Below are 22790 nucleotides of genomic sequence, written 5' to 3'. Positions count from 1 at the left end.
TGCGACATGCAGCCTCCCGCTCCCGGAACACTCCGCATCCTGCACCTTTCGGACACGCACGTGACCGGGGACGGCGCGCTGCACCAGGGCACCGTCGACACCACGGCGGCGCTGGGCGCCCTGCTCGACCATCTGGACGGCCTCGACGGCGTGGGGCTGGTCGTCGTCTCCGGCGACGTGTCCGAGGACGGGTCGCCGGAGTCGTACGCGACGGTCCGCGACCTGGTCGGCGGCTGGGCCGAGCGGCACGGCGCGGCGTTCGTGACGGTCCCCGGCAACCACGACCAGCGCGACGGCTTCCGACGGGTCCTGTTCGACGGGCACGTCCTCGGCGAGGGCGGGAGACCGCTCATGCACACGATGGAGCACCACGACCCCGCGGTCCCGGTCCGAGGGCGGTCCGTCGTCGCGGGCCGGCGGATCGTCACCGTCGACACGAGCGTCCCGGGCGCCGGGTACGGCGAGCTGTCCGCGACCGCGACCGAGCACCTGCGGGCCGCCCTCGCCGAGCCGGCACCGCACGGGTCGGTCGTCGTCCTGCACCACCCGCCACTGCCCGCACCGACGTCGCTGCACGACGCGCTGAAGCTCCGCAACCCCGGTGACCTCGCCGCGGTGCTGCGGGGGGCCGACGTCCGGGTCGTGCTCGCCGGCCACTACCACCACCACTTCGCCGGCTCGACCGGCGGCGTCCCCGTCCTCGTCGCGCCCGGGGTCGCGAACGACGCCGACGTCACCGGTCGGTACGACGAGGAGACCGCCCTCGTCGGCACCGGCGCCCTCGTCGTCGACCTCGCCGAGGACGGTTCGCTCTGGTCGACGCCGGTCCGCGTGCCGCGTCCGGACGCCGACCAGCGGGCGCTGCACCTCGACGCCGACACCGCTGCCCGCATCGCGGCGGCCTTCGGTCCGTCCTGACCGGTGTCCTCCCCCCCCCCGGTCGCCGGACCGGACGGGAGGCGCGCTCCGGGCCGCCCCGGGCCTCCCGTCCGACCCGTCCCTGCGAGTACCCCTCATCCCCGCGCACCGACCGGGGTGCGGCGAGTAGGACGGACGCACGACGTCCCGAGGAGGATGACATGCGAACCGGTAGCGCAGTCCAGTACGAGCGGTACGGCGAATTCGACGTGGTCGAGGTCGTGCCGCAGGAACGCCCCACGCCCGGCCCCGGCGAGGTCCTCGTCGAGGTGATCGCGGCGGGCCTCAACCACATCGAGCGGTTCCTCCGCGAGGGCAAGCTCCAGGACCACGTCCACGTCGACTTCCCGGCACGGCAGGGCGTCGACCTCGCCGGCATCGTGCGCGCGCGAGGCGACGGGGTGAAGGACCTCCGCGTGGGCGACGAGGTCATGGGGCACGCGCCCGAGGGCGGCTCGCACGCCACCTGGGTGGTCGTGCCCCGCGACGCCGTCGTCATCAAGCCGACCCACGTCGGGTGGGAGGTCGCCGGCGGGCTGTACCTGGCGGGCTGCACCGCCGTCGACGTCGTCCGGAAGCTCCGACTCGGACCCGACGACACCGTCGTCATCAGCGCGGCCGCCGGCGGCGTCGGGCACATCCAGTGCCAGCTCGCCCGCGACGCCGGTGCGACGGTCATCGGACTCGGCAGCCCGCGCAACCACGACTACCTGCGGCAGATCGGCATCCTGCCCGTCGCCTACGGGGACGGTGAGGAGGCCCGGATCACCGAGATCGCGAAGGGCCGGCCCGTCACCGCCTTCATCGACAACCACGGCGACGAGTCCGCGCGCGCGCTCGCCGTCCGGCTCGGGGTGGACGAGAAGCGCTTCGTGTCGTCGGATGACCGGCGGGACGCCGAACTCCGGTTCCTCCGGGCCCCGGCGTCCGACCCGGAGGCGCGCGAGCTCATCACGTACCTCGTGAAGGCCGTCGAGGACCGCCGTGTGCAGGTCCTCATCTCCGGGTTCTACCCGTTCGAGTACATCGTCGAGGCGTACGAGGACCTGGCGGAGATGCACTCCCGCGGCAAGGTCGTCGTCGGCATGCAGCCCGTCGAGACCGGGGCCCGGCAGGACTGGTACCGGTCCGAGAAGGCGCGTGACCTCCGCGACGTGTACGCGCACGAGAAGGCCGAGGGCACGCTCGAGAGCGGTTCCCCGGCGTCCCGCGGCGCCGACTGACGGCGGCGGCGCACCGCTGGCGCCCGGCCGGACCTAGCTGAGGACGTCCTTGCTGGCGAACCGGCCGTACGCCAGCGCGCCGAACACGACCAGGTACCCGAGCTGCAGGACCGCGTTGCTGCCGAACGAGTCGAACGAGATCGGGTCCCGCAGCAGGTCGCCGAACCCGAGCCAGAGGTGTGAGAACAGGAACGGGTGCAGCCAGTCGAGCTGCGGGAGCTGGTCGAGCACCTGCGATGCCCCGGCCAGCACGACCGTCGCGGCCATCGCCCCGACCGGGACGTTGGTCAGCGTCGACGCGAACAGACCGATCGCCACCAGGCCGAGCATCGACAGCGTCACGTAGAGCGCGAGCAGGACCGCACGGCCCGCGTACGACCAGCCGTCGACCTGCGTACCGGAGAGCAGCGTCACCGGACCGACCGGGAACAGCGCCGCACCGATCGCCGCCCCGACGAGGACGACGAGCAGTGTGGCGGCGAGACAGAACGCGACCGCGCCGATCGTCTTCACGACGATGAACCGCACCCGCCCAGTCGGGGCGACGAGCAGGTAGCGCAGCGTGCCGTGGCTGGCCTCACCGGCGACGGTGTCGCCGGCGACCACCCCGACCGTGAGGGGCAGGAAGAGCGGGATCGACACCGTCAGCGCCGTGAAGGACACGAACAGGCCGTTGTTCGTGATGTCGCCGAGGAACGCCGGGCCACCGTCGTCGCCGTCGGTGGTGAGCCGGACCGCGACGGCGATGAGGACCGGCACGAGGGCGAGTGCCCCGAGCATCGCCCAGGTCCGACGCCGACGGAAGACGAGCGCGAGTTCGGAGCCGAGCAGGGCGAACGTGCGGGTCCGCCGCGCAGCGCCCGGAGCGGACCGGGTACCACCGGGTCGTGTCGTCGTGTCCACGGTGTCACCCTGCGACATCGAAGCCCTCTCCGGTGAGTGCGACGAACAGGTCCTCGAGGGTGCCGCCGCCGACCGCGATGCCGCGCACCCGGACCTCGGCGCGGACGAGTTCGGCGGTGATCGTCTCCGGCTCGACGTCGGTGGTGAGGTCGGCGACCAGGACGTCGGACCCGCCCTCTCGCCGGGGCGCGAGTCCGAGGCGGGAGAGGACGACACCGGCCTGCCCGATGTCGGGGGTCCGGACCGTGACGGTCCGGGCGCCGGCGGCTCGGAGCTCGTCGAGCGGGCCCTGCGCGACGATCGAGCCGGTGCGCATCACGGCCGCGTGCGTGCAGACCTGCTCGATCTCGGCCAGCAGGTGACTCGACACGAACACCGTCGTGCCGTCGTCCGCCAGGGACCGGATGAGGTGCCGCACCTCCCGGGTCCCCTGCGGGTCCAGGCCGTTCGTCGGCTCGTCGAGCACGAGGAGGTCGCGCGGGGACAGCAGCGCGTTCGCCAAGCCCAGGCGCTGCTTCATCCCGAGCGAGTACGCGTGCGCCTTCTTGTCGGCGGCGTGGCTCAACCCGACCCGGTCGAGTGCGCTCGCGACCCGCTCCCGCCGCGTCCGCGGGTCGGAGGTCGGATCGGCGGCGTCGAAGCGGGACAGGTTGGCCCGGCCGGACAGGTAGGGGTAGAAGGCCGGACCCTCGACCAGGGCACCGACCCGGGGGAGCACCGAGTGCAGCCCGCGCGGCATCGGTTCGCCGAGCACCTCGATCGTCCCGCTCGTGGCGGTCGACAGCCCCAGGAGCATCCGGATCGTGGTGGTCTTGCCGCTGCCGTTCGGCCCGAGGAACCCGAACACCGAGCCGCGGGGCACCGCGAGGTCGATGCCGTCCACGGCCCGCTGCTTCCGGAAGACCTTGCGGAGGCCGACCGTCCGGATGGCGAGCCCGGCTGCGGTGTCCGTGGTGTCTCGGGGTGCGGCCGCGGTGTCCGTCCCCGTCGTCACTTCGCGGCGGCGACCAGCGTCGCGACCGGCACCGCGCCCGCGAGGACACGGCCGTCGTCGGCCAGGTACACCGAGACGAGCGAGGTCTGCAGGGCGCGACCGCCGTCGACCGCCGTCGTGAGCTGGTCGAGGAGCCCGGACGCCTCCGACCCGAGACCGGTGCTGTCGGCGGTGCCGGCGGGCAGGGTCACGACCGTGTCCCACCCGCTGCCGGTGACCGTCGCGCCGCCGTGGTCCGGGGCACCGTGTCCGCGACCGTCCCCGGGTGCACCCGGGACGTCGGAGAGGTCCTCGCTGGAGACGTCCGCACCGCTCGGCGGCGTGAAAGCGAACAGGCGTGCCGCCGGCGCGCCGTACGACAGGCTCGTGAAGCCGACCTGGAACGCGGGGTCGTCCTTCCCCGCGGCGGTGACCGACGCGCGCAGCGGCAGCCCCGTCTGCTGGTCGACGGCGAGCTGCACCGTGCCGACGAGGGTGTCGGAGGACTTCGGGGTGAGCGTGAGGAGCCAGGCGTCGTGACCGGCGACCGAGGTCGCCACCGGCTTCGAGACCTTCGTGGTCGGGGTGATGGCGTCGATCGCGCGCTCGGCCACGTCACCCGGGGTGGTGGTGCCGGATCCGGGCGTCTCCGCGGAGCGGCTCGGGAGCGTGACCTTCGTCGCGGCGCGCTCCTCGGAGTCCCACGTCCACACGGTGCTGCCGTTGCGGATGACGTCCCGCTCGGCGAGCTGTTCGGTGACCTGCACCCGCTGCTTCGTCGCCCCGTCGACGTAGACGCGGGCGGTGTGCGGGGCGGTGAGCAGACCGAGTGCGTCGGAGGCGTCCCCCTCGAGCGAGGAGCCGCCGGAGCCGGTGGGCAGTTCCGGGAGCCCGAGGTCGCTCGTCTGCGCGAGCTTGCCCGAGTACTGCGCGTCCGAGGAACCGGCGATGCTGGCGATGACCGCGGCGGCGGTCGGGTGCTCCCCGGCGACGGGAGGAGCGGCGGCGTTCGCCAGTGCGGGAGCGGCGACGGCCCCGGCGACGACGACGGGCGCGATCAGTGCCGGCAGCCAGACGGACTTCTTCATGGGGGTTCCCCTCGGTCGAGCATCGGACCCGCGGTGGTGCATCGGAGTCGGGTGCACGGTACGTCCGGCAACCGACAGAACGCTGTGCTCCGGCCAGGTCCGGCCAGGTCCGGCGGCCGGAGCACAGCGTTCACCGGGTCATCCGGCGGACTGCTCGTACGACCGGATCGCGTCGACCTTCCCGGCGCTCGCCGATGCCGGGTCGAAGGTGTACCCGAGCCACTCGCGCACCAGGCGGCGGGCGAGCTCGGTGCCGATCACCCGCTGCCCGAGGCAGAGGACCTGCGCGTCGTTCGACAGCACCGACCGCTCGACGCTGAACGGGTCGTGCGCGGTCACCGCCCGGATGCCGGGGACCTTGTTCGCGCTGATCGCCACCCCGAGTCCGGTGCCGCAGACGAGCAGCGCCCGGTCGGCGGACCCGGCGGCGACGAGCCGCGCGGCCTCGACGGCGACGTGGGGGTAGGCCGTGTGGCCGTCGGCGTCGACACCCACGTCGACGACGTCCACGACCCGGGGATCGGCCATGAGGTCGGCGCGCAGTACCTCCTTGAGTGTGAAACCGGCGTCGTCCGACCCGATCGCCATGCGGAACGTCATGCGTGCACTCCTCCAGTGGTGGTGGTGATGGTGGTGTTCGTGGTGTCACGTCGGGCGGTGAGGACCTCGCCGACGCGGGTGAGGACCATGCCCATCGAGACGGCTCCGGCGTCCGGGGTGCCGACGCTCTTCGCGGCGAGCGGCCGGGCTCGTCCCACACGTGGCGACAGCGCCGCGGTGGCGGTCGCCTCGAGCCGGGCGACCTCGGCGGCAGCGGTCCAGGCCTCCGGCAGCGGCACGCCGGAGCGCACCGCCGCGTCGAGGGCGTCGACGAACGGCAGCAGGGCGTCGAGCAGTGTCTTGTCGCCACGCCGCGCCCGTCCGAGCTGGACGACCGCGTCGGCGAAGGCCCGGGCCGCGTCGACCACGAGCGACGCGGTGACCTCGTCGGCGTCGTCGCCGATCGCGGCGCCGAACGCCTCGAGGGCCGCGCCCCAGAGCACGCCCGAGGTCCCGCCGGCCTCTGCCGCCCAGGCCTCGCCGGCGCGTCCGAGCAGGAACGCGACGCCGGCGGTCGCGTCCGTGCCGTCCACCGCCCGCCGGGCCGCACCGATGCCCTTCACCATCCCGCGTCCGTGGTCGCCGTCCCCGGCGACGGCGTCGATGTGGCCGAGTTCGTGCTCCTGCTCGCGGAGCAGCCGTTCCGTCGCCGCGACGACCACGCGCACGGTGTCGGCGGCCTGCCGGGAGGCCCGGCTCGCGTCCGGCACGACCGTCGCGTCCGCAGCGCACTCGGTCCCGGCGGCTGCGGGGACGAGTGCGGCGAGGGGCGCTGCCACCTTGCGGTAGGCGGGCGCGTAGGCGTCGGCACGCCAGAGTCGCTCGAGGTCGTCGTCGAGCCACTGCAGGGTGAGCGAGCACCCGCCCATGTCCAGGCTCGTCACGAGTTCGCCGACCTCGGGCTCGACGACCGCGAGGCCGGCCTGCTCGAGGAGCGGCGCGATCCGTCCCCAGAGCACGAACAGCTCCTCGTACTTGGTGTCGCCGAGGCCGTTGAGGACCGGGGCGACCCGGCCACCGGCGGGGGCGTCGGCCGGACGCTCGGCGAGCAACCGGTCCACGAGCAGGTGCGCGAGCTGGCGGGCCGGCACGAGCGGGACGTCGCGGATGCCCGGCTCCCCGTGGATACCGAGGCCGAGGCCCAGGTGACCGTCCGGCACCGTGAACAGCGGCTCGTCGGCCCCGGGCAGCGTGCAGCCCGAGAAGGCGACGCCGATCGTCCGCGTTCGGTCGTTCGCACGCCGGCCGACCCGTTCGACCTCGTCCAGCGAGGCCCCGGCGGCCGCCGCGGCGCCCATGGCCTTGACGACCGCGAAGTCGCCCGCGATGCCCCGTCGTCGGTCGACCTCGTCCGCCGAGGCGACGTCGTCGGTGACCACCACGATCCGCGTGTCGACACCGGCAGCGCGGAGTCGTTCGGCGGCGATCCCGAAGTTCATCGTGTCGCCGGCGTAGTTCCCGAAGCACAGGACGACGCCGCGGCCCTGGTCGGCGGCCCTGGCCACGGAGTACACCTGGGCGGCGGACGGTGACGTGAAGACGTTCCCGACGACCGCGCCGGTCGCGAGCCCGGGGCCGACCAGACCGCTGAAGGCGGGGTAGTGGCCGGAGCCGCCTCCGACGACGACGGCGACCTGCGGGTCGGTGTCGGCGGTCGGCAGCGTCACGACGCCGCCGGTCACCCCGCGGACGCGGTCGGCGTACAGGGCGAGCCAACCGGCGAGTTGGTCCTCGGCGAACTCGTCGGGGTCGTCGCAGATCGTGGTCATGTGCGGTCCTCCTCGGGGGACGGGTGGGTGGGAAGGGACGGGGACATCGGTCAGTGGGCCTCGTCGTGCTGCGGGATGTGGAGTCGGCCGACCATGAGGAAGGCGCAGGCGTAGAGCCCCACGAACGTCCAGGTGACGACGGCACCGCCCCCGCCGAGCGCGAGGACGACGGCCACCACCCCGGTGCCGAGGAACGCGGCACCGCCGGCCGCGGTCGTGTACATCGCCATGGCCGCACCCCGGTGCTGCGGTTCGAGCGCCGGCATGATCGCACCCATCGGGACGAACCCCGCGAGCGAGCACCCGAAGACGCACCCGGCGACGACGGCGGCGACGTACCCCCAGTGGGAGCCGGCGGGGACGAGTTGCGGGACGTACCACCAGGCGAGCAGCCCGACCGCGGACCCGACGACGCCGAACCAGCGGACCGTGCGGACCCATCCGATGCGGTCGCCGACCCAGCCGAACAGGGCGTTCACGAGGATGTTCGTCGCGTACACGCACACGGTCATGAGGAGCCAGCGCTGCTGCCCCCAGCCGCGCTCGTCGGCGATGACGGCCGGCAGGACGACGAACATGCCGAACTCCGGTGCGGTGTTGACGAGTCGGACGAGGAACCCCATGAGCACGCGCGGCCGTGTCGCGGTCAGGCGGATCCCGCTCGTGACGACCCGCCAGGGGCTCTCGCCGGCGGGGGCGATCCGCTGCGTGCCGCTCGGCAGCCGGACACCGAAGCGCGCGAGCGCCCACCCGGCGACGACGAGGGCGATCGAGGCGGTCATCGCTCCGGTCTCGCCGACGACCCCGCCGCCGAGGGCCGGGATGGTCCCGAGGGCGAACAACGAGCCGAGCGTGGGCAGGCCGCCGGTGAAGGCGACGTAGAACCACCCGACCGCCGCACCACGGCGTTCGACGGGTGCGGTGACGTTCACCCAGACCAGGAACGCGAACGCGGCGAGCGGGTGCCCGAGTCCGCGGAGTGTGTAGGCCACCGCGGTGAGCGGGACGCTGCCGAGGTGGAGGGCGCCGAGGAACAGGACCTCGAACACGACCCAGACGACGACGCCGACGGTCATCACGGGGCGTGGGCCGACCAGGTCGGCGAGCGCGCCGGACAGGTAGCTGCCGACGAGGGTGGCGAGGCTCGCGCCGGTGACGATCGTCGCGACCGTGGCCGGAGGGCTGCCGAGCACGGCGACCATGTGCGGGGTGACGAAGTTCGACTCGACGCCGACCCCGGTCATCATCACCAGGACGCCGAGGAAGCCGAGGGCGAGGGAGCGGGGGATCCCGAGTCGGTCGAGGCGGCCGGGGGCGGGAGCGGTGCGCAGGAGTGGGGGCGTCGTCGTCGACATGGGCTCTCTCGATCGCAGTGGTATCTGACATCGGGTATGTTACCCGTCATGTCCGCGTTCCAGAACCACCACCCGTCCACCGGTCCCGCGTCGGCCCCGGCAGCGCTGCCGGACGACGACGACCTCGCCGCGCTGCTGCGGCCCGGTCCGGCCCACCTCGACCACACGAACCCGTTCACCGGCCGCGTCGCGGTCGTCACCGGTGGCGCGTCCGGCATCGGCAACGCGGTCGCACGCGCCCTCGCCGGCCGCGGTGCACGGGTCGCCGTCATCGACGTCCGCGCCGACGCGTCGGCCTCGGCTGCGTCCGAGCTGCCCGGGGACGGGCACCTCGGCATCGGGTGCGACGTCACGGACCAGGCCTCGGTGGACACGGCCGTCGCCGAGGTCCTCGCCGGCGCCGGGCGCGTCGAGGTCCTGGTGAACTGCGCGGGCATCGTCGCCCTGGCCCCCGCCGAGGACCTCGGGCCCGACGCCTGGGCGCGGACGCTCGACGTGAACCTCACCGGCACGCACCGCGTGACGCAGGCGGTCGGACGGCACATGCTCGCCGCGGGGTACGGACGGATCGTGACCATCGCGTCCCAGGCTGCGCACGTCGGGATCGACGGGCACGCCGCCTACTGCGCGTCGAAGGCCGGTCTGCTCGGGCTGACCCGCGTGCTCGCCCTCGAGTGGGGGCGCCGCGGCGTCACCGTCAACACGGTGTCGCCGACGGTCGTGCTCACCGCCCTGGGTCGGTCCGCGTGGGCGAACGAGGCGGGCCTGCGCCACCAGGACGAGATCCCGACCGGACGGTTCGCGACGCCCGACGAGGTCGCGGCGGCGGTGCTCTTCCTCGCCGGCGGGTCGGCCGCGATGGTGAACGGCACCGACCTCCGCGTCGACGGTGGCTTCACCATCCGGTAGGACGGGCGGCGCTACGATCGCGGTGTCGTCCCGGCACCCGGCCGACGGCACCACCCCGGGAGGCCCGCGCTCGATGTCCGGAACGAGTCCGTCCGACCCCGCACCCGCCAGCGGTCCGCCCACGGAGGGCGGTGTCGCCGCCGGCGACGGTCCCCGCTCCCGGTTCCCGCTCGACACGGTGTACCAGGCGGCCCGGATGTACTACCTCGAGGACGCGACGCAGAACGAGATCGCCGCCCGCCTGGGCGTCTCCCGCCCGACCGTCAGCCGCCTGGTGTCCGAGGCCCGCCGCGCCGGGCTCGTCCGGATCGAGGTCGTCGACCCGTTCCAGGACGAGACCGCCGTCCTGGCCGAGCGGTTGCGGGTCGTGCTCGGTCTGCAGGCCGTGTACCTCGCGGCCGTGACGCACACGGCGACCCTCGGCGTCGACCTCGCCGAGCCCGTCGCCGCAGCGGTCGAGGCCATGCACCTCGCCCCGGGGGACGCGGTCCTGGTGTCCTCCGGCAGCACGGTGCACGCCATCGCGCACGGCGTCGTGCCCCCGATGCCGGGCGTGCAGCTCGTCCCGACCGTCGGTGGTCAGGCCGACCCGAACCAGTGGTTCCAGACGAACGAGATCACCCGGGCGGCCGCTGAGCGGTCGGGGGCGATCCCGACCTTCCTGTTCGCGCAGGCGCTCCCGTCGGAGGCGCTGCGGGCCTCCCTGGACGAGGACCCGGCCTTCCAACACGTCGTCGGTCTCTGGGAGCGTGCGACGGGCGCGATCCTCGGCATCGGCGCGCCGGTCGCGACCCGCGACGCGATGGCCAGGGGCCTGCCCGTGGACCACGCGGTCTTCGAGCGGGCGACCGGGGACGTGTGCCTGAACTTCACCGGCCCCGACGGCGAGGCGATCGAGTTCCCCGGCAGCGAGCGGATGGTCCGGACCTCGCGGGAGGTCCTGGCCGCGGTGCCGCACGCGGTCGGCGTGGCCGTCGGTGCCGTGAAGGTGCCGAGCATCATCAGCGCCGTGCGTGGCCGGCTCGTCAACGAGCTGGTCACCGACGCGGCGACGGCGCGGGCACTGCTCGACGCGCTCGCCTGACGCCCGGCCGGGAGGCCCGGACCGCTCAGCGCGACCGGCGGACGTCCCACAGGTGGTGCACCGGGTCGTGCGCGTAGTAGACGGCGAGCGTCGCGACCGTGAAGACGCTGCCGTCCGAGCGGCGCCCGGTCCGGGCGAGCTGGTGGTCGGGCACCCCGCCGAAGGCCGACACGGCGCGGTCGGCGGCGGCGAGGAGCTCACGGGTGACGGTGGCCGGGTCCTGTTCGGCGTAGCGGTCCGCGACGGCGGTGGCGTCCTGGTCCCAGTTCGGGAACAGCGGGTCCTCCTCGGCGAGCATCAGCTCGAGGCGCTCCGTCATCTTCCGGTGCACGTCACGGACGTGGGCGCCGTACTCGAGCGGTGACCACGTCGACTCGTCCGGGCGCTCCCGCACGTCCGGGCGGCGGAGCTGCTCGGGCCAGCCGTCCGTGTTCGCGTCGATGACCGCGGGCACGTCCCGGAACGTCACCGCGCTGCCGTCGAAGCCGCAGTCCGGGCACGCCGCCTCGATGACCCAGGTCCAGTTCTTCGTGTCCGGTTCGATCGCCACGGCCAGACGGTAGCAGTCCCGGACGGCTCGGTGGCGGGTCGGTCGCGGGGACCGTGCCGTCAGTCGCGGTCGAGGACGGGCCACACCGGGAAGGGGTCGGCCCAGGCGCGCCACAGGTCCGGCCCGGCGAGCAGCTCGTCCGGGGTGATGAGCGCTCCGTCGAGCGCCCGCGTGAGCCGGACCGCGTCCAGGTCCTCGCCGACGAACCAGAGCGACTGGCCGATCGGGGCGTCCTCGTCCCAGGACGGGTTCGCGGCCGGGTCGAGCGCGAGCATCGCCCCGACGCTCGACCAGGAGCCGACGTGGTCGGGCCGGGACGCCAGCCGGAAGAACCCGCGGGAGCGCAGGACCCGTCCGTCCGGCCCGGCCGCGAGGTCGTGCTCCACGACGTCGGCGAGTCGGGACGGGTGGAAGGGCAGCGGGTCCCGGTAGCACACGGCGGTGAGCCCGTCTGCGGACCGCCGGTGGACGTCGTCGGCTCCGCTCGACAGGGCGCGCATCCACCCGGCGCTCCCGGCGAGCACCCGGGCCGCGCCGCCGTTCGACGCCGGGAGCTCGTCGGCGCTGCGGACCCGCTCGTCGGCGAGGACCACGGCGGACGGCGCGCAGCGGTGCACGAGGGCGACGAGGGCGCGACGCCGTGCCGGGGACAGGCGGTCGGTGCGGTCGAGCACGATGACGGTCGCGTACTCGACCAGGGCCGCGAGGCGCTCGCCGGCGACGAACGCGTCGTCGACCCCGGACCAGAACAGGTGCTCGACCTCGTCGGCGCGGAGGACGGACACCACGTGCCGGAGCACCCGGTCGTCGCCCGTCTCGGCCCGGGCCGCGTTCGCGAGCATCATGCCCACGGCCCGAGCGTCACCGCCGACGGGCAGGGTGACGACGAGCGCGTGCCGGGCGCCGGGCCCGCAGACGTCGGCGAGGCGCCCGGCCCGGTCCGCGACGGCCCGTGTCGCGGCCATCGCGCTGCCGGCGGCGTGCAGCCGGTGCCCGTCGGACAGCCGTGCGGCGATGCGTGCGGCGTCGACGTCGTGGAGGGCGGAGACGAGGGTGATCGGGACTGCGGGCATGTGCAGTACGGTACATGAAAACCGTTCTCATCAAGGAGGTCCACGTGAAGGTCCGCAACTCGCTCAAGGCGCTCAAGAAGATCCCCGGCTCGCAGGTCGTGCGGCGGCGCGGGCGCGTGTACGTCATCAACAAGAAGGACCCGCGCTGGAACACCCGTCAGGGCTAGTGGGGGAGTCGCTCCGTAGGGTGAGGGGATGCGACTCCTGCTCGTCCGACACGGACAGACCCCCGCGAACGTGACCGGCCTGCTCGACGCAGAGGTGCCCGGACCCGGCCTGACCGAGCTCGGACAGGAGCAGGCCGACGCGCTCCCCGCCGCGCTGGGGGACCGGGGCATCGAGCGCCTGTTCACCTCGACGATGGTCCGGACGCAGATCACCGCGGCCCCGCTCGCGCGTGCGCTCGACCTCGCACCCGTGGTGCTGCCGGGCCTCCGGGAGATCGAGGCCGGCGACCTGCAGGGCAGACGGGACACGGTCGCCGTCCAGAGCTACCTCGCGGCCGTGTACGCCTGGGCTGCCGGTGACCGCGACGAGCACCTGCCCGGCGCGGAGGACGGCCACGCGTTCTTCGCGCGGTACGACGACGCCGTGCGGCAGATCGAGGAGACCGGGGCGGACGTCGTCGCGGCGTTCAGCCACGGTGCCGCGATCCGGATCTGGGCCGCGGTCACGGCGCAGAACGTGCCGGACGACCTCGGGCGGAACCGGCACCTCGAGAACACCGGCGTCGTGGAGCTCGAGGGCTCGACCGCCGACGGGTGGCGCCTCGTGGACTGGGCGGGCGAGCCCGTCGGCGGCGACGACCTCGCCGACCTCGGTGCGCAGGACCCGACCGGCGAGCGCTTCTGACGACACCGACGGCGCGACGCCGCCGGGACCGCAGAACGCCGCACCGGCGGCGGAACGCCGCAGCATCCGGCGGCGTCTCGGCGCATCCGGGGCGTCTCGCATCGGGCAGGTGGCGGGGTGGACGAACGGGAGGCACGGTGCCAGCTGGCACCGTGCCTCCCGTTCGTCGTGCGTCGCGTGGACTACGCGAGCTGCGACGCGGACGTCAGCGGCACGATGACGCGGTGCGACTCGCGCAGGACGTCGAGCGTGCGCTGGACCTCGTCGGCGCGCTCCTCGGCCGTCCAGTCGAGCGACTCGGCCATGACGTCGGCGAGCTCGTCGAGCAGATCGATCGTGACACCACCGACGAACGCGAGGTTCGTGCGGCGGAGGACGACGTCGACCAGGTGCACGGCCTGCTCGTGCTCGGCGAAGTACCGGACCTCGGCACGGGTCAGCGTGCCGTCCGACTCGAGCGGCTCGACCGGACCGGTGACCAGCGCATCGACGACCTCGGCGGCACGGGTGCCGTAGCGGTCGAGCAGGCGGTCGACGGTCTCGGACGCGAGGCCGTCACGGTGCGACTTGATCCACAGGGCACGCTGGCCGTCGGTGGTCGGGAAGTCCTTGCCACCACCGATCGGCATGCCGGTCGTGTCGACCGTGCGGGCGACGCCGAGCTTCTTCGTGACGTCGGTCGACAGGTGCGCGGCCAGGGCCCGGAAGGTCGTCCACTTGCCGCCCACGAGCGACAGCACGGTCGTGTCCGGCAGGCCGGCGATCGGGGTGTCGACGATCCGGTAGTCGCGGGACACGAACCCGGGGGCGGTGTCCTCGTGGCGGGGGAGCGGTCGGATGCCCGAGTAGCTGTAGACGATGTGGTCGCGCGTGACCTCGATCTGCGGGAAGACGTGCTTCACGAGCCCGAAGAAGTAGTCGATCTCCTCGTCGGTGGTGACGACCGGCTGCGACGGGTCGGCGTCGATGTCGGTCGTGCCGATGAGGACCCGGCCCTTGAGCGGGTAGATGAGGACGATGCGGCCGTCGTTGTTCTCGAAGAACAGCTCGCGGCCCTTCGTCGCCTCGAGCAGCTCGGGGTTGTCGACGACGATGTGGGAGCCCTTCGTGCCGCCCATGTACTTCGTGCCACCACCGAACGCCTCGTTCGTCAGGTCCGTCCAGGGACCGGACGCGTTGACGACGACGTCCGCGGTGAACACGAACTCCTCGCCGGTCTCGCGGTCACGGAGCAGGACGCCGCCGTCACGGCTGCCGACGGCCTCGACGTAGTTCGTCGCACGGGCGGTCGCGTCCGTGCCGGTGCCGGTGCTCGCGGCGAGCCCGTCCTTCAGGACGTCGAGCGCCAGGCGCTCCGGCTCGTGCACCGAGGCGTCGTAGTACGTGCCCGTGTACTTGAGGTCGCGGTTGAGGGCCGGCATGTCCTCGAGCGCCGCCTTCTTCGTGCGGAAGACGTGCTTCGGGACCGAACCGCCGTCGCGCGAGAAGGAGTCGTAGATCGTCATGCCGATCTTGATGAGCATCGCGCCGCGCTCCTTCGTGGAGCGCTGTTTGTGCGTGAGCATGCGCAGCGGGGCGTTCATGATGCCGGAGAACGTCGAGAAGACCGGCATGGTCGTCTGCAGCGGCTTGACGTAGTGCGGGGCGATGCGGATGAGGCCGTTGCGCTCCTGCACGCTCTCGCGCACCAGACGGAACTCGCCGTTCTCGAGGTAGCGGATGCCGCCGTGGATCATGTGGCTCGACGCGGCGGACGCGCCCGAGCCGTAGTCGCTGCGCTCGACGAGGGCGACGTCGACGCCCTGCAGTGCGAGGTCGCGGAAGGTGGCGATGCCGTTGATCCCGCCACCGACGATGAGGACCTGTGCGTTCGGGCGTCCGGTGAGGGCGGTGACCGTGTTCCTGGGCTGCGTCTTCTTCGACATGGTCGTTCGCATCGCTTTCTGGGGTCGATTCCGTTGGTACTCCATCGATCGTGCGCTCGTCGGAACGTGTGGGCAACCTCCGTGCACGGACGTGCAGAACGCTTGTGGCGCCTCCTGTCCGGGCCGCCGGATGGGCGGACGGGAGGCCCGGACGGGGTTGCAGCGGGCGTGCACGTCCGTGCATGCTCGGAGCCATGAGCGACGCCGCCCAGCCCGTGCGCACCCAGCAGGCCCTGCGGGCTGCGCACCTCTACTACCTGCAGGACCTCACGATGGACGCCATCGCCGACGAGCTCGGCACGTCCCGGTCGTCGGTGTCCCGCCTGCTCAAGTACGCCCGTGACACCGGGCTCGTCGACATCCAGATCCGCTCACCGCTCGACCAGGCGGCCGCGCTGAGCCGGAGCATCCGGGCGCGCTTCGGCGTGCACGCACACGTCGTGCCGGTCCCGGACCACACGAGCGACGTCGACCGGTTGGAGCGGGTGGCCCTGTCCGCCGCCCGGATCCTGACGCAGTACATCGAGTCGAACATGGTCATCGGCATCTCGTGGGGTTCGACGGTCAGCGCCGTGAGCCGCTACCTCGTGCCGAAGACCACGCACGGGTCGACCGTCGTGCAGGTGAACGGCGCCGCGAACACCCGCACGACGGGCATCGTCTACGCGTCGGAGATCCTCCGGCGGTTCGGCGAGGCCTACGGCGCACTCGTGCAGCAGTTCCCCGTGCCGGCGTTCTTCGACGACCCCGCCACGAAGGCCGCGCTGTTCCGCGAGCGCTCGATCCGACGCGTGCTCGACCTGCACGAGCGGATGGACCTGGTCGTGTTCGGGGTCGGCGCTCCGCAGGCCCCGGTGCCGTCGCACGTGTACTCCGGCGGGTACCTCGACCCGGCGGACCAGGACGAGTTGCGACAGGCCGGCGTCGTCGGCGACGTGTCCACCGTGTTCTACCGCGCGGACGGGTCGTGGAAGGACATCGGGGTGAACGCCCGGGCCGGTGCGCCCGACCTCGACACGGTCAAGCGGGCGCCGCGCCGGATCTGCGTCGTCGCCGGGCGGGGGAAGGCCGCGTCGCTGCGCGGCGCCCTGGCCGCGGGGCTCGTGACGGACCTCATCCTCGACGAGAGCGTCGGTCAGGCGATCCTGCAGAGCTGACCGGACGGGAGGCGCGTGTCCCCGGCTCTGGGGGAGGCCCGTCGAGTCCGATGTCGGAGGTGTCGCGTACGGTCGGAGAATGGTGCTCACTCCCGATGCCGGTCCCGCTCCGTCCGCTCCGCCCGTCGGCGTCGAGCGTGCCGACACCCGGTCGTACCGGCGGTTGGCAGGCACGGACATCGACCAGGCGATGGCGTTCTTCACCTCCGACTACGACCTGAAGGCCCCCGCGATCCGGCGGACGCACGCGGACACGGCGTGGGACTTCGCCGGTGTCACCGATGAACGGATCTCCCTGCGGACCTCCCGCTTCGGCGTCGACCTGCGCAGTCAGAGCCAGTCGGACGACTTCATCGTCGCGTGGCTCCGCAGCGGGAGCAGCACCATCACGTTCAACGGCCGCTCCGTGGACCTCGAGCCCGGCGTCCCGGTGATCCTGCCGTCGGAGCCGTACGACCTGCACCACCGCGACATCGGTCTCAACCTCGTGCACCTCGACCGCTCGTTCGTCACGAGCCTGGTCGGCGACGACACGTTCTCGTTCGAGCCCCTCGAGCGGCCGGCCGCCGACGGGATGGGGGTCTGGCGCGACACGGTCCGACGGCTCTCGTCGACGTGGCTGCAGGTGGACTCCCCGATGACCGCCACCGTCCGCCGTGACGTCGCCGAGGCCTTCGCGAGCGCGGCGCTCCGGGCGTTCCCGCGCCGCAGCACGTGGCGTGCCGCCGTGACCGGGTCCGGACCGGAGCACCAGCGGCTGCGGCGTGCGCTCGACTACGTGCAGGCGCACGCCCGTGAGCCCATCGGCACGCCGGAGATCGCCGCGGCGGCCGGCCTCAGCCCGCGCGGGTTGCAGCAGTCGCTCCGGCGACACCTGGACCAGACGCCCGGTGAGCTGCTGCGGTCCGTCCGGCTCGACGGCGCGCTCGACGAGCTGCGACGGGCGGAGCGGGACGAGACCTCGGTCGCGGACATCGCCCGTGGGTGGGGCTTTGGCCACCTCGGTCGGTTCTCGGCCGCGTACCGGTCCCGGTTCAGCGAGCTGCCGAGCGACACCTTGCGGACCCGGTCGCGACGCTGAGGGCGGACCCGGTCGCGCCGCTGAGGGCGGACCCGGTCGCCGACGGCTGACTCGTCGCCGTCAGCCGAGGTGCTGCGTCGGTCCGGGGGAGTGACCAGATCGTTCGGTGGGAGCGCTCCCGACCTGCGTGATGCCGAACTCCGCGGAACGGAACGGCCGGTGAGCGGGTGATCCTTCGGTGCGCGAGCGCTCGCGGGGAACGTGCGGCTGGATGGGCGGTGTCCGAGCACCTGCCCACGAAGGAGTCCGTCATGCGCATCGGCGTCCCCACCGAGACCAAGAACAACGAGTTCCGCGTCGCCGCGACCCCGGCCGGCGTCGCCGAGCTGACGATGCACGGGCACGAGGTGCTCGTGCAGTCCGGTGCCGGGACGGGTTCGGCGTTCTCCGACGACGAGTACGCCGCCGCCGGCGCGGTGGTCGTGCCGGATGCCGGGTCGGCCTGGGACGCCGAGATGGTGCTCAAGGTCAAGGAGCCCGTGGCCGCCGAGTACCCGCTCCTGCGTGCGGGTCAGGTCCTCTTCACGTACCTGCACCTCGCCGCTGACCGCCCGCTGACCGCGGCGCTGGTCGAGTCGGGCACCACCGCGATCGCGTACGAGACCGTGCAGCTCCCCGACCGGTCGCTGCCGCTCCTGTCGCCGATGTCGGAGATCGCCGGACGGTTGTCCGCCCAGGTCGGCGCCCACCACCTCATGCGTGCGAACGGCGGCCGCGGGCTCCTCCTCGGGGGTGTCCCCGGCACGCCGAAGGGGCGGGTCGTGGTGATCGGCGGTGGTGTCGCGGGCGAGCACGCCGCGACGATCGCGCTCGGGATGGGTGCCGAGGTGACGGTCTTCGACATCAGCCTGCCGCGCCTCCGAGCCCTCGACGCGCGGTTCGACGGCCGGGTGACGACCCTCCGGTCGAGCCCGCTCGCGATCGCGCACGCCGTCGCCGAGGCGGACCTGGTGATCGGGTCCGTCCTCATCCCCGGGGCGTCGGCTCCGAAGCTCGTGACGGACGCGATGGTCGCCGACATGCGCGCCGGGTCCGTCCTCGTCGACATCGCGATCGACCAGGGCGGGTGCTTCGAGGGGTCGCGGCCGACCACTCACGACGACCCGACGTTCGCCGTGCACGACGCCGTCTACTACTGCGTGGCGAACATGCCGGGCGCGGTCCCGCGGACGAGCACCATCGCGCTGACGAACGCGACGCTCCCGTACGCCGTGGCGATCGCGGACCAGGGGTGGGAGCGTGCGCTGGAGTCCGACCCGGCACTCGCCGCCGGGCTCAACGTGCACGACGGCCGCGTGACGAACGAGGCCGTCGCCGCCGCGCACGGCATGGCGGTCGCGCGGCGCTGAACCCGCCCCGGCCCGACCCGCCCCGGCCCGACCCGCCCCGGCCCGACCCGGCCGGTCATGGACGCGGAACCGACAGATCGACGCGGAAGGTCCGCGTCGATCTGTCGGTTCCGCGCAGTGGTCCGGCGCTGCGCCAGCGCGCTCAGGCGGTGTGGAGCGCGCCCGCACCTGCGGTCCAGCCTGCACGGGCCCGCGCGACGACGGTCACCACGAACACCGCGGCGACGGCGACCAGTGCGGCGACGGCGGTGGGTACCGAGACGAGCGGCCCGTCGAGCCGCGCGATCGCGACCCATGCGAGACCCCAGCCGAGCGACAGGGCCGGGGCGATTCGGCCTCGGCCGGTCAGCCCGACGACCACCCCGACGAGGCCCGCGACCGCTGCGACCGCCACACCCCACACGTCCTGGCCGAGGCCGAGGCCCCGGAACCCCGCAGCCGTCAGGACCGCGGCCGTGTTGGCCGCCGTCGCCACGCAGACCCATCCGAGGTACAGCCCGAACGTGCCGTCCGTGACGACCGCCTCGACACGGCCGGACGGCCTGGTGCGCCGGAGAACCACGAACGCCCACGCCAGGACGCCGAGCAGGGCGAGGATGATCGGCTCGCTCAGCCAGAGGAAGCCGAACTGCACGGACAGGATCCACGCCGCGTTGAGGAGCAGGGACAGGGTCGCGGGCACGGCGAGGCGGTCGTGCCGGGCCTGGTCGTCCCGACGGGGGAGGAACTGCCAGACGGCGAAGGCGACGAGCCCCACGTAGATGACGCTCCAGATGCCGAATGCGGGCCCACCGGGGGCGATCGCCGTGGACGATGCCGAGAGCGCGCCGTCGGCCGCCTCGGCGATCGGGGTGCCGCCCGCGGCCCCGGACCCGATGAACGAACCCACCACGGCGACCACCGTGCTCACGGCGATCATGACCTTCCGCATCCAGCGCATCGTGCTCCCTTTCGTCAGCATGCTGATGACCAGGACGCTACGCCGCCCCGTCCGCGATCACGCAGCCGCTGCCCAGGGTGCGTACGGTGGTGCCGTGACCGTCGAGCTGAACACCGTGTACGTGGACCGGATCGCCCCGACGACGAGTCCCTCGCTCGACGAGAGCTTCACGATGATCGCCGAGCACGGCGCCTCGGCCTGCATCGTGCTCGACCGGCCGGACGCCGAGGAACTCGGTGACGTCGCGGTCGCCCTCGGCCTGCACGAGCTCGCGGTGGAGGACTCCGCCGAGGGACACCAGCGACCGAAGCTCGAGCGGTACGGCTCGACGCTCTTCGCGGTGCTCAAGCCCGCGGTGTACCGGGACGCGGCCGAGGAGGTCGAGTTCGGCGAGGTCCACGCCTTCGTCGGCGAGGACTTCTTCCTCGCGGTGGTGCAGGCAGACCCGCGGGGCGGACGAGCGGTCCCGCGCGCCCTGCAGCGGATGAGCGGCAAGCCCGGGCTGGTCACCGCGGGGCCCCAGGCGCAGCTCTGGGCCCTGATGGACTCGATCGTCGACGACTACCGGCCGGTCATCGACGGGCTCGAGGAGGACATCAACCAGATCGAGGGGCAGCTCTTCTCGGGCGAGGCCGGCGTCTCCCGCCGCGTCTACGAGCTCTTCGGCGAGGTCGTCGACTTCCAGCGTGCCGCCCGTCCGCTCATCCGGATGATCGAGGACCTGCACCGCGGCGCCGAGAAGTACCACCTGCCCGTCGAGCTCCAGCGCCGGTTCCGGGACGTCCTGGACCACGTCATCCGGGTCGTGGAGCGGCTGGACACCTTCCGGCAGCTCCTGCAGAACGCGCTGACGGTCGACTCGACCCTGGCGGCGCAGAAGCAGAACGACGACACGAAGCGGATCTCCGGCTGGGCGGCGATCCTGTTCGCCCCGACGCTCATCGCCGCGGTCTACGGGATGAACTTCGAGCACATGCCGGAGCTGTCCTGGACGTGGGGGTACCCGCTGTCGATCGTGCTGATGGTCCTGTTCGCCGCGGTCCTCTACGCGGTGTTCAAGGTCAAGCGCTGGTTCTGAGGACCCGACCGCCCACCCGCTCGGACCGGTGTCGTCGCTCCCCGCCGTCGTGCCCGACCGCGTCACCGCGGTCTGACGTCGCAGCCCGGCCGGGAGGCCCGGATCACCGCCTCCGGACCGGTGCCGGACCCGGGACGTCGCGTCGGGCCTCCCGGCCGACCCACTGACGAGCGCGCCGACCCGGCGGACGAGCGCGCCGACGCGCGCCGACGCACGCCCGCTACGCTTGCCGACATGCCACACAACGGTCTCGCCGCTCCGGCCTGGGCGCTCAAGCTCGCCGTGGTCACGGGGCTCGTCGGCGTCGCCGGCGGGGCCGCCGGGATCGCCGTGTGGCTCGCGCTCCAGCTCATCCAGTTCGTCGCCTTCGGCTACGCCTTCGGCGGGCACCGGGAGGCGGCGGACGCACCGTCGGCGCTGAACCGGTTCCTCGCGGTCCTGGCCGCCGGCATCCTGACGGCCGTCGCGTGGTGGGCGATCCGGCGCTGGGGACGTCCGGTCGTCGGTGTCCCGGCCGCCGTCGCGGGCAGGCGGATGCCCTCCCTGGTGACCGTCGGCAACGCGGGCGTGCAGATCCTCGCGGTGGGTCTCGGTGCCTCGATCGGCAAGGAGGTCGCACCGCGCGAACTCGGTGCGTGGGCCGCGCAGCTGCTCACCGTCCGCGCCGGGTTGACGCCGCGGGAGACGAAGGTCCTGGTGGCCTGTGGTGCTGCCGCCGGGCTCGCAGCGGTCTACGACGTGCCGCTCGGGGGTGCGCTGTTCGCGGTCGAGGTGCTGCTCGGCGAGCTCACCCTGGCGACGGCCCTGCCCGCGTTCGTCACGAGTGCCGTCGCCGCGTTCGTCGCCCGGCTCGTGATCCCGGACGAGGTGCTCTACCACGTGCCGGCGATGCACCTCTCGCCCTCGCTGCTCGTCTGGGCGGTCGTCGTCGGGCCGCTGCTCGGGCTCGCCGGGGTCGGGTTCGTGCGGACCACGAACCGGCTGCAGGCGATCGCCCCGACCGGGTGGAAGCTGCTCGTCGTGCTGCCGGTCGTGTTCGCACTCGTCGGCCTCGTCGCGATCCCCTTCCCGGAGGTGATGGGGAACGGCCGCGCGCTCGGACTCGCCGCGATGAACGCCGACCTCGACGGGCCGACGCTGCTCGGCATGGCGCCCCTGCTCGCGCTCCTCGTCCTCGGACTGCTGAAGACCGTGACGACCGCGGCGACGATCGGCGCCGGCGCCGTGGGGGGCACGCTGACCCCCTCGATCGCGGTCGGATCGGCGCTCGGCGGCTTCCTCGGGGCCGCCTGGATGCTGCTCTGGCCGACCGACGGCGGCAGCCTGGCGGCCTTCGCGTTCGTCGGGGCGGCCGCGTTCCTGGCCACCACCATGCGCGCGCCGTTCACGGCCCTCGTGCTCGTCGTCGAGTTCACGCAGGAGGGCACCGACATCCTCATCCCCTCGCTGCTGGCGGTGAGCGGAGCCGTCGCCGTCGGCTACGTCCTGGCCCGTCGGCGCAGTGCGCAGATGGCCTGAGCCGAGCCGAGCCGCGCCGCGCCGCGCCGCGCCGCGCCGCGCCGCGCCGCGCCGCGCCGCCCCGCGGCACCGTCGACCGGTCCGGTGCTGGGCATCCGATGAACGGCCCGGACCAGGTGGACGCAGGCTGGTTAGCATCGGCGCCAGGACGCGGGGCACGAGGTCCCGCCCGAGAGACGAGGAGCCGGTCATGGCAGGGTTCGACGACATCACGAAGAAGGCCCAGGCGCTGCTGCAGGACGGCAAGGTGCAGGACGCGCTGAAGAGCGAGAAGGCCGAGGGCGTCAGCGACAAGGTGTTCGAGGGCGTCGCCGACGCCGTGAAGAAGGCCACCGGCGGCAAGTACGACGACAAGATCGACGCCGCCCGCGAGCAGGCCGACAAGCGCGTCGGGAACGAGTAGCACCCCGCGCGGTGCCGGCCCGACTGGACGCTGCCGGGAAGA

The 22790-nt window shown here is 73.3% G+C and carries 22 protein-coding genes; 12 read left to right on the top strand and 10 right to left on the bottom strand.

Annotation, left to right across the window (positions count from 1 at the left end; translation table 11 throughout):
• The first annotated feature begins 6 nt into the window (after window positions 1–6).
• A complete protein-coding gene (locus tag DEJ34_RS11610; RefSeq protein WP_110901416.1) occupies window positions 7–918 on the top strand; it encodes a metallophosphoesterase in 912 nt (303 codons plus the stop codon).
• 161 nt (window positions 919–1079) lie between these two features.
• On the top strand, window positions 1080–2141 hold the full coding sequence (locus DEJ34_RS11605; protein WP_110901415.1) for an NADP-dependent oxidoreductase: 1062 nt from the start codon (window positions 1080–1082) through the stop codon (window positions 2139–2141).
• Between the two features lie 33 nt (window positions 2142–2174).
• Here the strand turns inward: DEJ34_RS11605 and DEJ34_RS11600 are convergent, their stop codons facing one another.
• The 6 genes from DEJ34_RS11600 to DEJ34_RS11575 all read right to left on the bottom strand — a co-directional run bounded on the left by DEJ34_RS11600 (window position 2175) and on the right by DEJ34_RS11575 (window position 8829).
• On the bottom strand, window positions 2175–3062 hold the full coding sequence (locus tag DEJ34_RS11600; protein WP_110901414.1) for an ABC transporter permease: 888 nt from the start codon (window positions 3060–3062) through the stop codon (window positions 2175–2177).
• Complete coding sequence (locus DEJ34_RS11595; RefSeq protein ID WP_110901413.1) at window positions 3049–4038, bottom strand: ABC transporter ATP-binding protein; 990 nt, start codon at window positions 4036–4038, stop codon at window positions 3049–3051. Before DEJ34_RS11595 ends, DEJ34_RS11600 begins: the two co-directional genes overlap by 14 nt.
• Window positions 4035–5105 carry a LolA family protein gene (locus DEJ34_RS11590; protein WP_110901412.1) on the bottom strand — a complete coding sequence of 357 codons (1071 nt, stop codon included), beginning with the start codon at window positions 5103–5105 and terminating at the stop codon, window positions 4035–4037. Before DEJ34_RS11590 ends, DEJ34_RS11595 begins: the two co-directional genes overlap by 4 nt.
• A gap of 138 nt (window positions 5106–5243) precedes the next feature.
• A complete protein-coding gene (locus tag DEJ34_RS11585) occupies window positions 5244–5705 on the bottom strand; it encodes a ribose-5-phosphate isomerase (protein WP_110890119.1) in 462 nt (153 codons plus the stop codon).
• The gene (locus tag DEJ34_RS11580) at window positions 5702–7474 is read right to left on the bottom strand and encodes a dihydroxyacetone kinase family protein (protein WP_110911746.1); all 1773 of its coding nucleotides are present in this window, start codon (window positions 7472–7474) and stop codon (window positions 5702–5704) included. The genes DEJ34_RS11585 and DEJ34_RS11580 overlap by 4 nt, the downstream gene beginning before the upstream one ends.
• 50 nt (window positions 7475–7524) lie before the next feature.
• Window positions 7525–8829 carry an RbtT/DalT/CsbX family MFS transporter gene (locus tag DEJ34_RS11575; protein ID WP_110912035.1) on the bottom strand — a complete coding sequence of 435 codons (1305 nt, stop codon included), beginning with the start codon at window positions 8827–8829 and terminating at the stop codon, window positions 7525–7527.
• Window positions 8830–8877: 48 nt separating this feature from the next.
• Here DEJ34_RS11575 and DEJ34_RS11570 point away from each other — a divergent pair, with 48 nt between their 5' ends.
• The gene (locus DEJ34_RS11570; RefSeq protein ID WP_110912036.1) at window positions 8878–9738 is read left to right on the top strand and encodes a GolD/DthD family dehydrogenase; all 861 of its coding nucleotides are present in this window, start codon (window positions 8878–8880) and stop codon (window positions 9736–9738) included.
• A 73-nt stretch (window positions 9739–9811) separates the two neighbouring features.
• Window positions 9812–10822 carry a sugar-binding transcriptional regulator gene (locus DEJ34_RS11565; RefSeq protein ID WP_110912038.1) on the top strand — a complete coding sequence of 337 codons (1011 nt, stop codon included), beginning with the start codon at window positions 9812–9814 and terminating at the stop codon, window positions 10820–10822.
• Window positions 10823–10847: 25 nt separating this feature from the next.
• Here the strand turns inward: DEJ34_RS11565 and DEJ34_RS11560 are convergent, their stop codons facing one another.
• Complete coding sequence (locus DEJ34_RS11560; protein ID WP_110890197.1) at window positions 10848–11372, bottom strand: DinB family protein; 525 nt, start codon at window positions 11370–11372, stop codon at window positions 10848–10850.
• A gap of 59 nt (window positions 11373–11431) precedes the next feature.
• Entirely contained in the window at window positions 11432–12445 is a 1014-nt protein-coding gene (locus tag DEJ34_RS11555; protein ID WP_110912037.1) for a GTP-binding protein, read from the bottom strand.
• 44 nt (window positions 12446–12489) lie between these two features.
• Here DEJ34_RS11555 and ykgO point away from each other — a divergent pair, with 44 nt between their 5' ends.
• Window positions 12490–12612 (top strand): type B 50S ribosomal protein L36, encoded by a 123-nt coding sequence (gene ykgO, locus DEJ34_RS11550; RefSeq protein ID WP_056224971.1) that lies wholly within the window; start codon window positions 12490–12492, stop codon window positions 12610–12612.
• 28 nt (window positions 12613–12640) lie between these two features.
• On the top strand, window positions 12641–13297 hold the full coding sequence (locus tag DEJ34_RS11545; protein WP_110901405.1) for a histidine phosphatase family protein: 657 nt from the start codon (window positions 12641–12643) through the stop codon (window positions 13295–13297).
• A gap of 182 nt (window positions 13298–13479) precedes the next feature.
• Here the strand turns inward: DEJ34_RS11545 and DEJ34_RS11540 are convergent, their stop codons facing one another.
• The gene (locus DEJ34_RS11540) at window positions 13480–15222 is read right to left on the bottom strand and encodes a glycerol-3-phosphate dehydrogenase/oxidase (protein WP_181420665.1); all 1743 of its coding nucleotides are present in this window, start codon (window positions 15220–15222) and stop codon (window positions 13480–13482) included.
• Between the two features lie 194 nt (window positions 15223–15416).
• On the opposite strand from DEJ34_RS11540, the gene DEJ34_RS11535 reads away from it, so the two are divergent.
• From DEJ34_RS11535 to ald, 3 genes are all read left to right on the top strand, one after another.
• Window positions 15417–16379 (top strand): sugar-binding transcriptional regulator, encoded by a 963-nt coding sequence (locus tag DEJ34_RS11535; RefSeq protein ID WP_110890112.1) that lies wholly within the window; start codon window positions 15417–15419, stop codon window positions 16377–16379.
• A gap of 79 nt (window positions 16380–16458) precedes the next feature.
• Window positions 16459–17460: an AraC family transcriptional regulator gene (locus DEJ34_RS11530; protein WP_110901403.1), complete on the top strand. Its 1002-nt coding sequence runs from the start codon at window positions 16459–16461 to the stop codon at window positions 17458–17460.
• Window positions 17461–17711: 251 nt separating this feature from the next.
• On the top strand, window positions 17712–18809 hold the full coding sequence (ald, locus tag DEJ34_RS11525; RefSeq protein ID WP_110912039.1) for an alanine dehydrogenase: 1098 nt from the start codon (window positions 17712–17714) through the stop codon (window positions 18807–18809).
• A 142-nt stretch (window positions 18810–18951) separates the two neighbouring features.
• Here the strand turns inward: ald and DEJ34_RS11520 are convergent, their stop codons facing one another.
• A complete protein-coding gene (locus tag DEJ34_RS11520) occupies window positions 18952–19770 on the bottom strand; it encodes a TspO-related membrane protein (RefSeq protein ID WP_220032845.1) in 819 nt (272 codons plus the stop codon).
• A gap of 73 nt (window positions 19771–19843) precedes the next feature.
• Here DEJ34_RS11520 and DEJ34_RS11515 point away from each other — a divergent pair, with 73 nt between their 5' ends.
• From DEJ34_RS11515 to DEJ34_RS11505, 3 genes are all read left to right on the top strand, one after another.
• Complete coding sequence (locus DEJ34_RS11515) at window positions 19844–20827, top strand: magnesium and cobalt transport protein CorA (RefSeq protein WP_258365918.1); 984 nt, start codon at window positions 19844–19846, stop codon at window positions 20825–20827.
• 234 nt (window positions 20828–21061) lie between these two features.
• Window positions 21062–22345 (top strand): chloride channel protein, encoded by a 1284-nt coding sequence (locus tag DEJ34_RS11510; protein WP_110911979.1) that lies wholly within the window; start codon window positions 21062–21064, stop codon window positions 22343–22345.
• Between the two features lie 190 nt (window positions 22346–22535).
• Window positions 22536–22748 carry an Rv0909 family putative TA system antitoxin gene (locus tag DEJ34_RS11505; protein ID WP_110911978.1) on the top strand — a complete coding sequence of 71 codons (213 nt, stop codon included), beginning with the start codon at window positions 22536–22538 and terminating at the stop codon, window positions 22746–22748.
• The last annotated feature ends 42 nt before the right edge of the window (window positions 22749–22790 follow it).

The organism is Curtobacterium sp. MCPF17_050, assembly GCF_003224435.2.
Taxonomy (GTDB): Bacteria; Actinomycetota; Actinomycetes; order Actinomycetales; family Microbacteriaceae; genus Curtobacterium.
This window is presented reverse-complemented; position numbering and strand designations above follow the sequence as displayed.

Excerpts from the sequence above, each read along its gene's own strand:
- DEJ34_RS11610 (WP_110901416.1), top strand. The coding sequence starts at position 7 with ATGCAGCCTCCCGCTCCCGGAACACTCCGCATCCTGCACCTTTCGGAC.
- DEJ34_RS11605 (WP_110901415.1), top strand. The coding sequence starts at position 1,080 with ATGCGAACCGGTAGCGCAGTCCAGTACGAGCGGTACGGCGAATTCGAC.
- DEJ34_RS11600 (WP_110901414.1), bottom strand. The coding sequence starts at position 3,062 with ATGTCGCAGGGTGACACCGTGGACACGACGACACGACCCGGTGGTACC.
- DEJ34_RS11590 (WP_110901412.1), bottom strand. The coding sequence starts at position 5,105 with ATGAAGAAGTCCGTCTGGCTGCCGGCACTGATCGCGCCCGTCGTCGTC.
- DEJ34_RS11585 (WP_110890119.1), bottom strand. The coding sequence starts at position 5,705 with ATGACGTTCCGCATGGCGATCGGGTCGGACGACGCCGGTTTCACACTC.
- DEJ34_RS11580 (WP_110911746.1), bottom strand. The coding sequence starts at position 7,474 with ATGACCACGATCTGCGACGACCCCGACGAGTTCGCCGAGGACCAACTC.
- DEJ34_RS11575 (WP_110912035.1), bottom strand. The coding sequence starts at position 8,829 with ATGTCGACGACGACGCCCCCACTCCTGCGCACCGCTCCCGCCCCCGGC.
- DEJ34_RS11570 (WP_110912036.1), top strand. The coding sequence starts at position 8,878 with ATGTCCGCGTTCCAGAACCACCACCCGTCCACCGGTCCCGCGTCGGCC.
- DEJ34_RS11565 (WP_110912038.1), top strand. The coding sequence starts at position 9,812 with ATGTCCGGAACGAGTCCGTCCGACCCCGCACCCGCCAGCGGTCCGCCC.
- DEJ34_RS11555 (WP_110912037.1), bottom strand. The coding sequence starts at position 12,445 with ATGCCCGCAGTCCCGATCACCCTCGTCTCCGCCCTCCACGACGTCGAC.
- DEJ34_RS11545 (WP_110901405.1), top strand. The coding sequence starts at position 12,641 with ATGCGACTCCTGCTCGTCCGACACGGACAGACCCCCGCGAACGTGACC.
- DEJ34_RS11540 (WP_181420665.1), bottom strand. The coding sequence starts at position 15,222 with ATGTCGAAGAAGACGCAGCCCAGGAACACGGTCACCGCCCTCACCGGA.
- DEJ34_RS11535 (WP_110890112.1), top strand. The coding sequence starts at position 15,417 with ATGAGCGACGCCGCCCAGCCCGTGCGCACCCAGCAGGCCCTGCGGGCT.
- DEJ34_RS11530 (WP_110901403.1), top strand. The coding sequence starts at position 16,459 with ATGGTGCTCACTCCCGATGCCGGTCCCGCTCCGTCCGCTCCGCCCGTC.
- ald (WP_110912039.1), top strand. The coding sequence starts at position 17,712 with ATGCGCATCGGCGTCCCCACCGAGACCAAGAACAACGAGTTCCGCGTC.
- DEJ34_RS11520 (WP_220032845.1), bottom strand. The coding sequence starts at position 19,770 with ATGCTGACGAAAGGGAGCACGATGCGCTGGATGCGGAAGGTCATGATC.
- DEJ34_RS11510 (WP_110911979.1), top strand. The coding sequence starts at position 21,062 with ATGCCACACAACGGTCTCGCCGCTCCGGCCTGGGCGCTCAAGCTCGCC.
- DEJ34_RS11505 (WP_110911978.1), top strand. The coding sequence starts at position 22,536 with ATGGCAGGGTTCGACGACATCACGAAGAAGGCCCAGGCGCTGCTGCAG.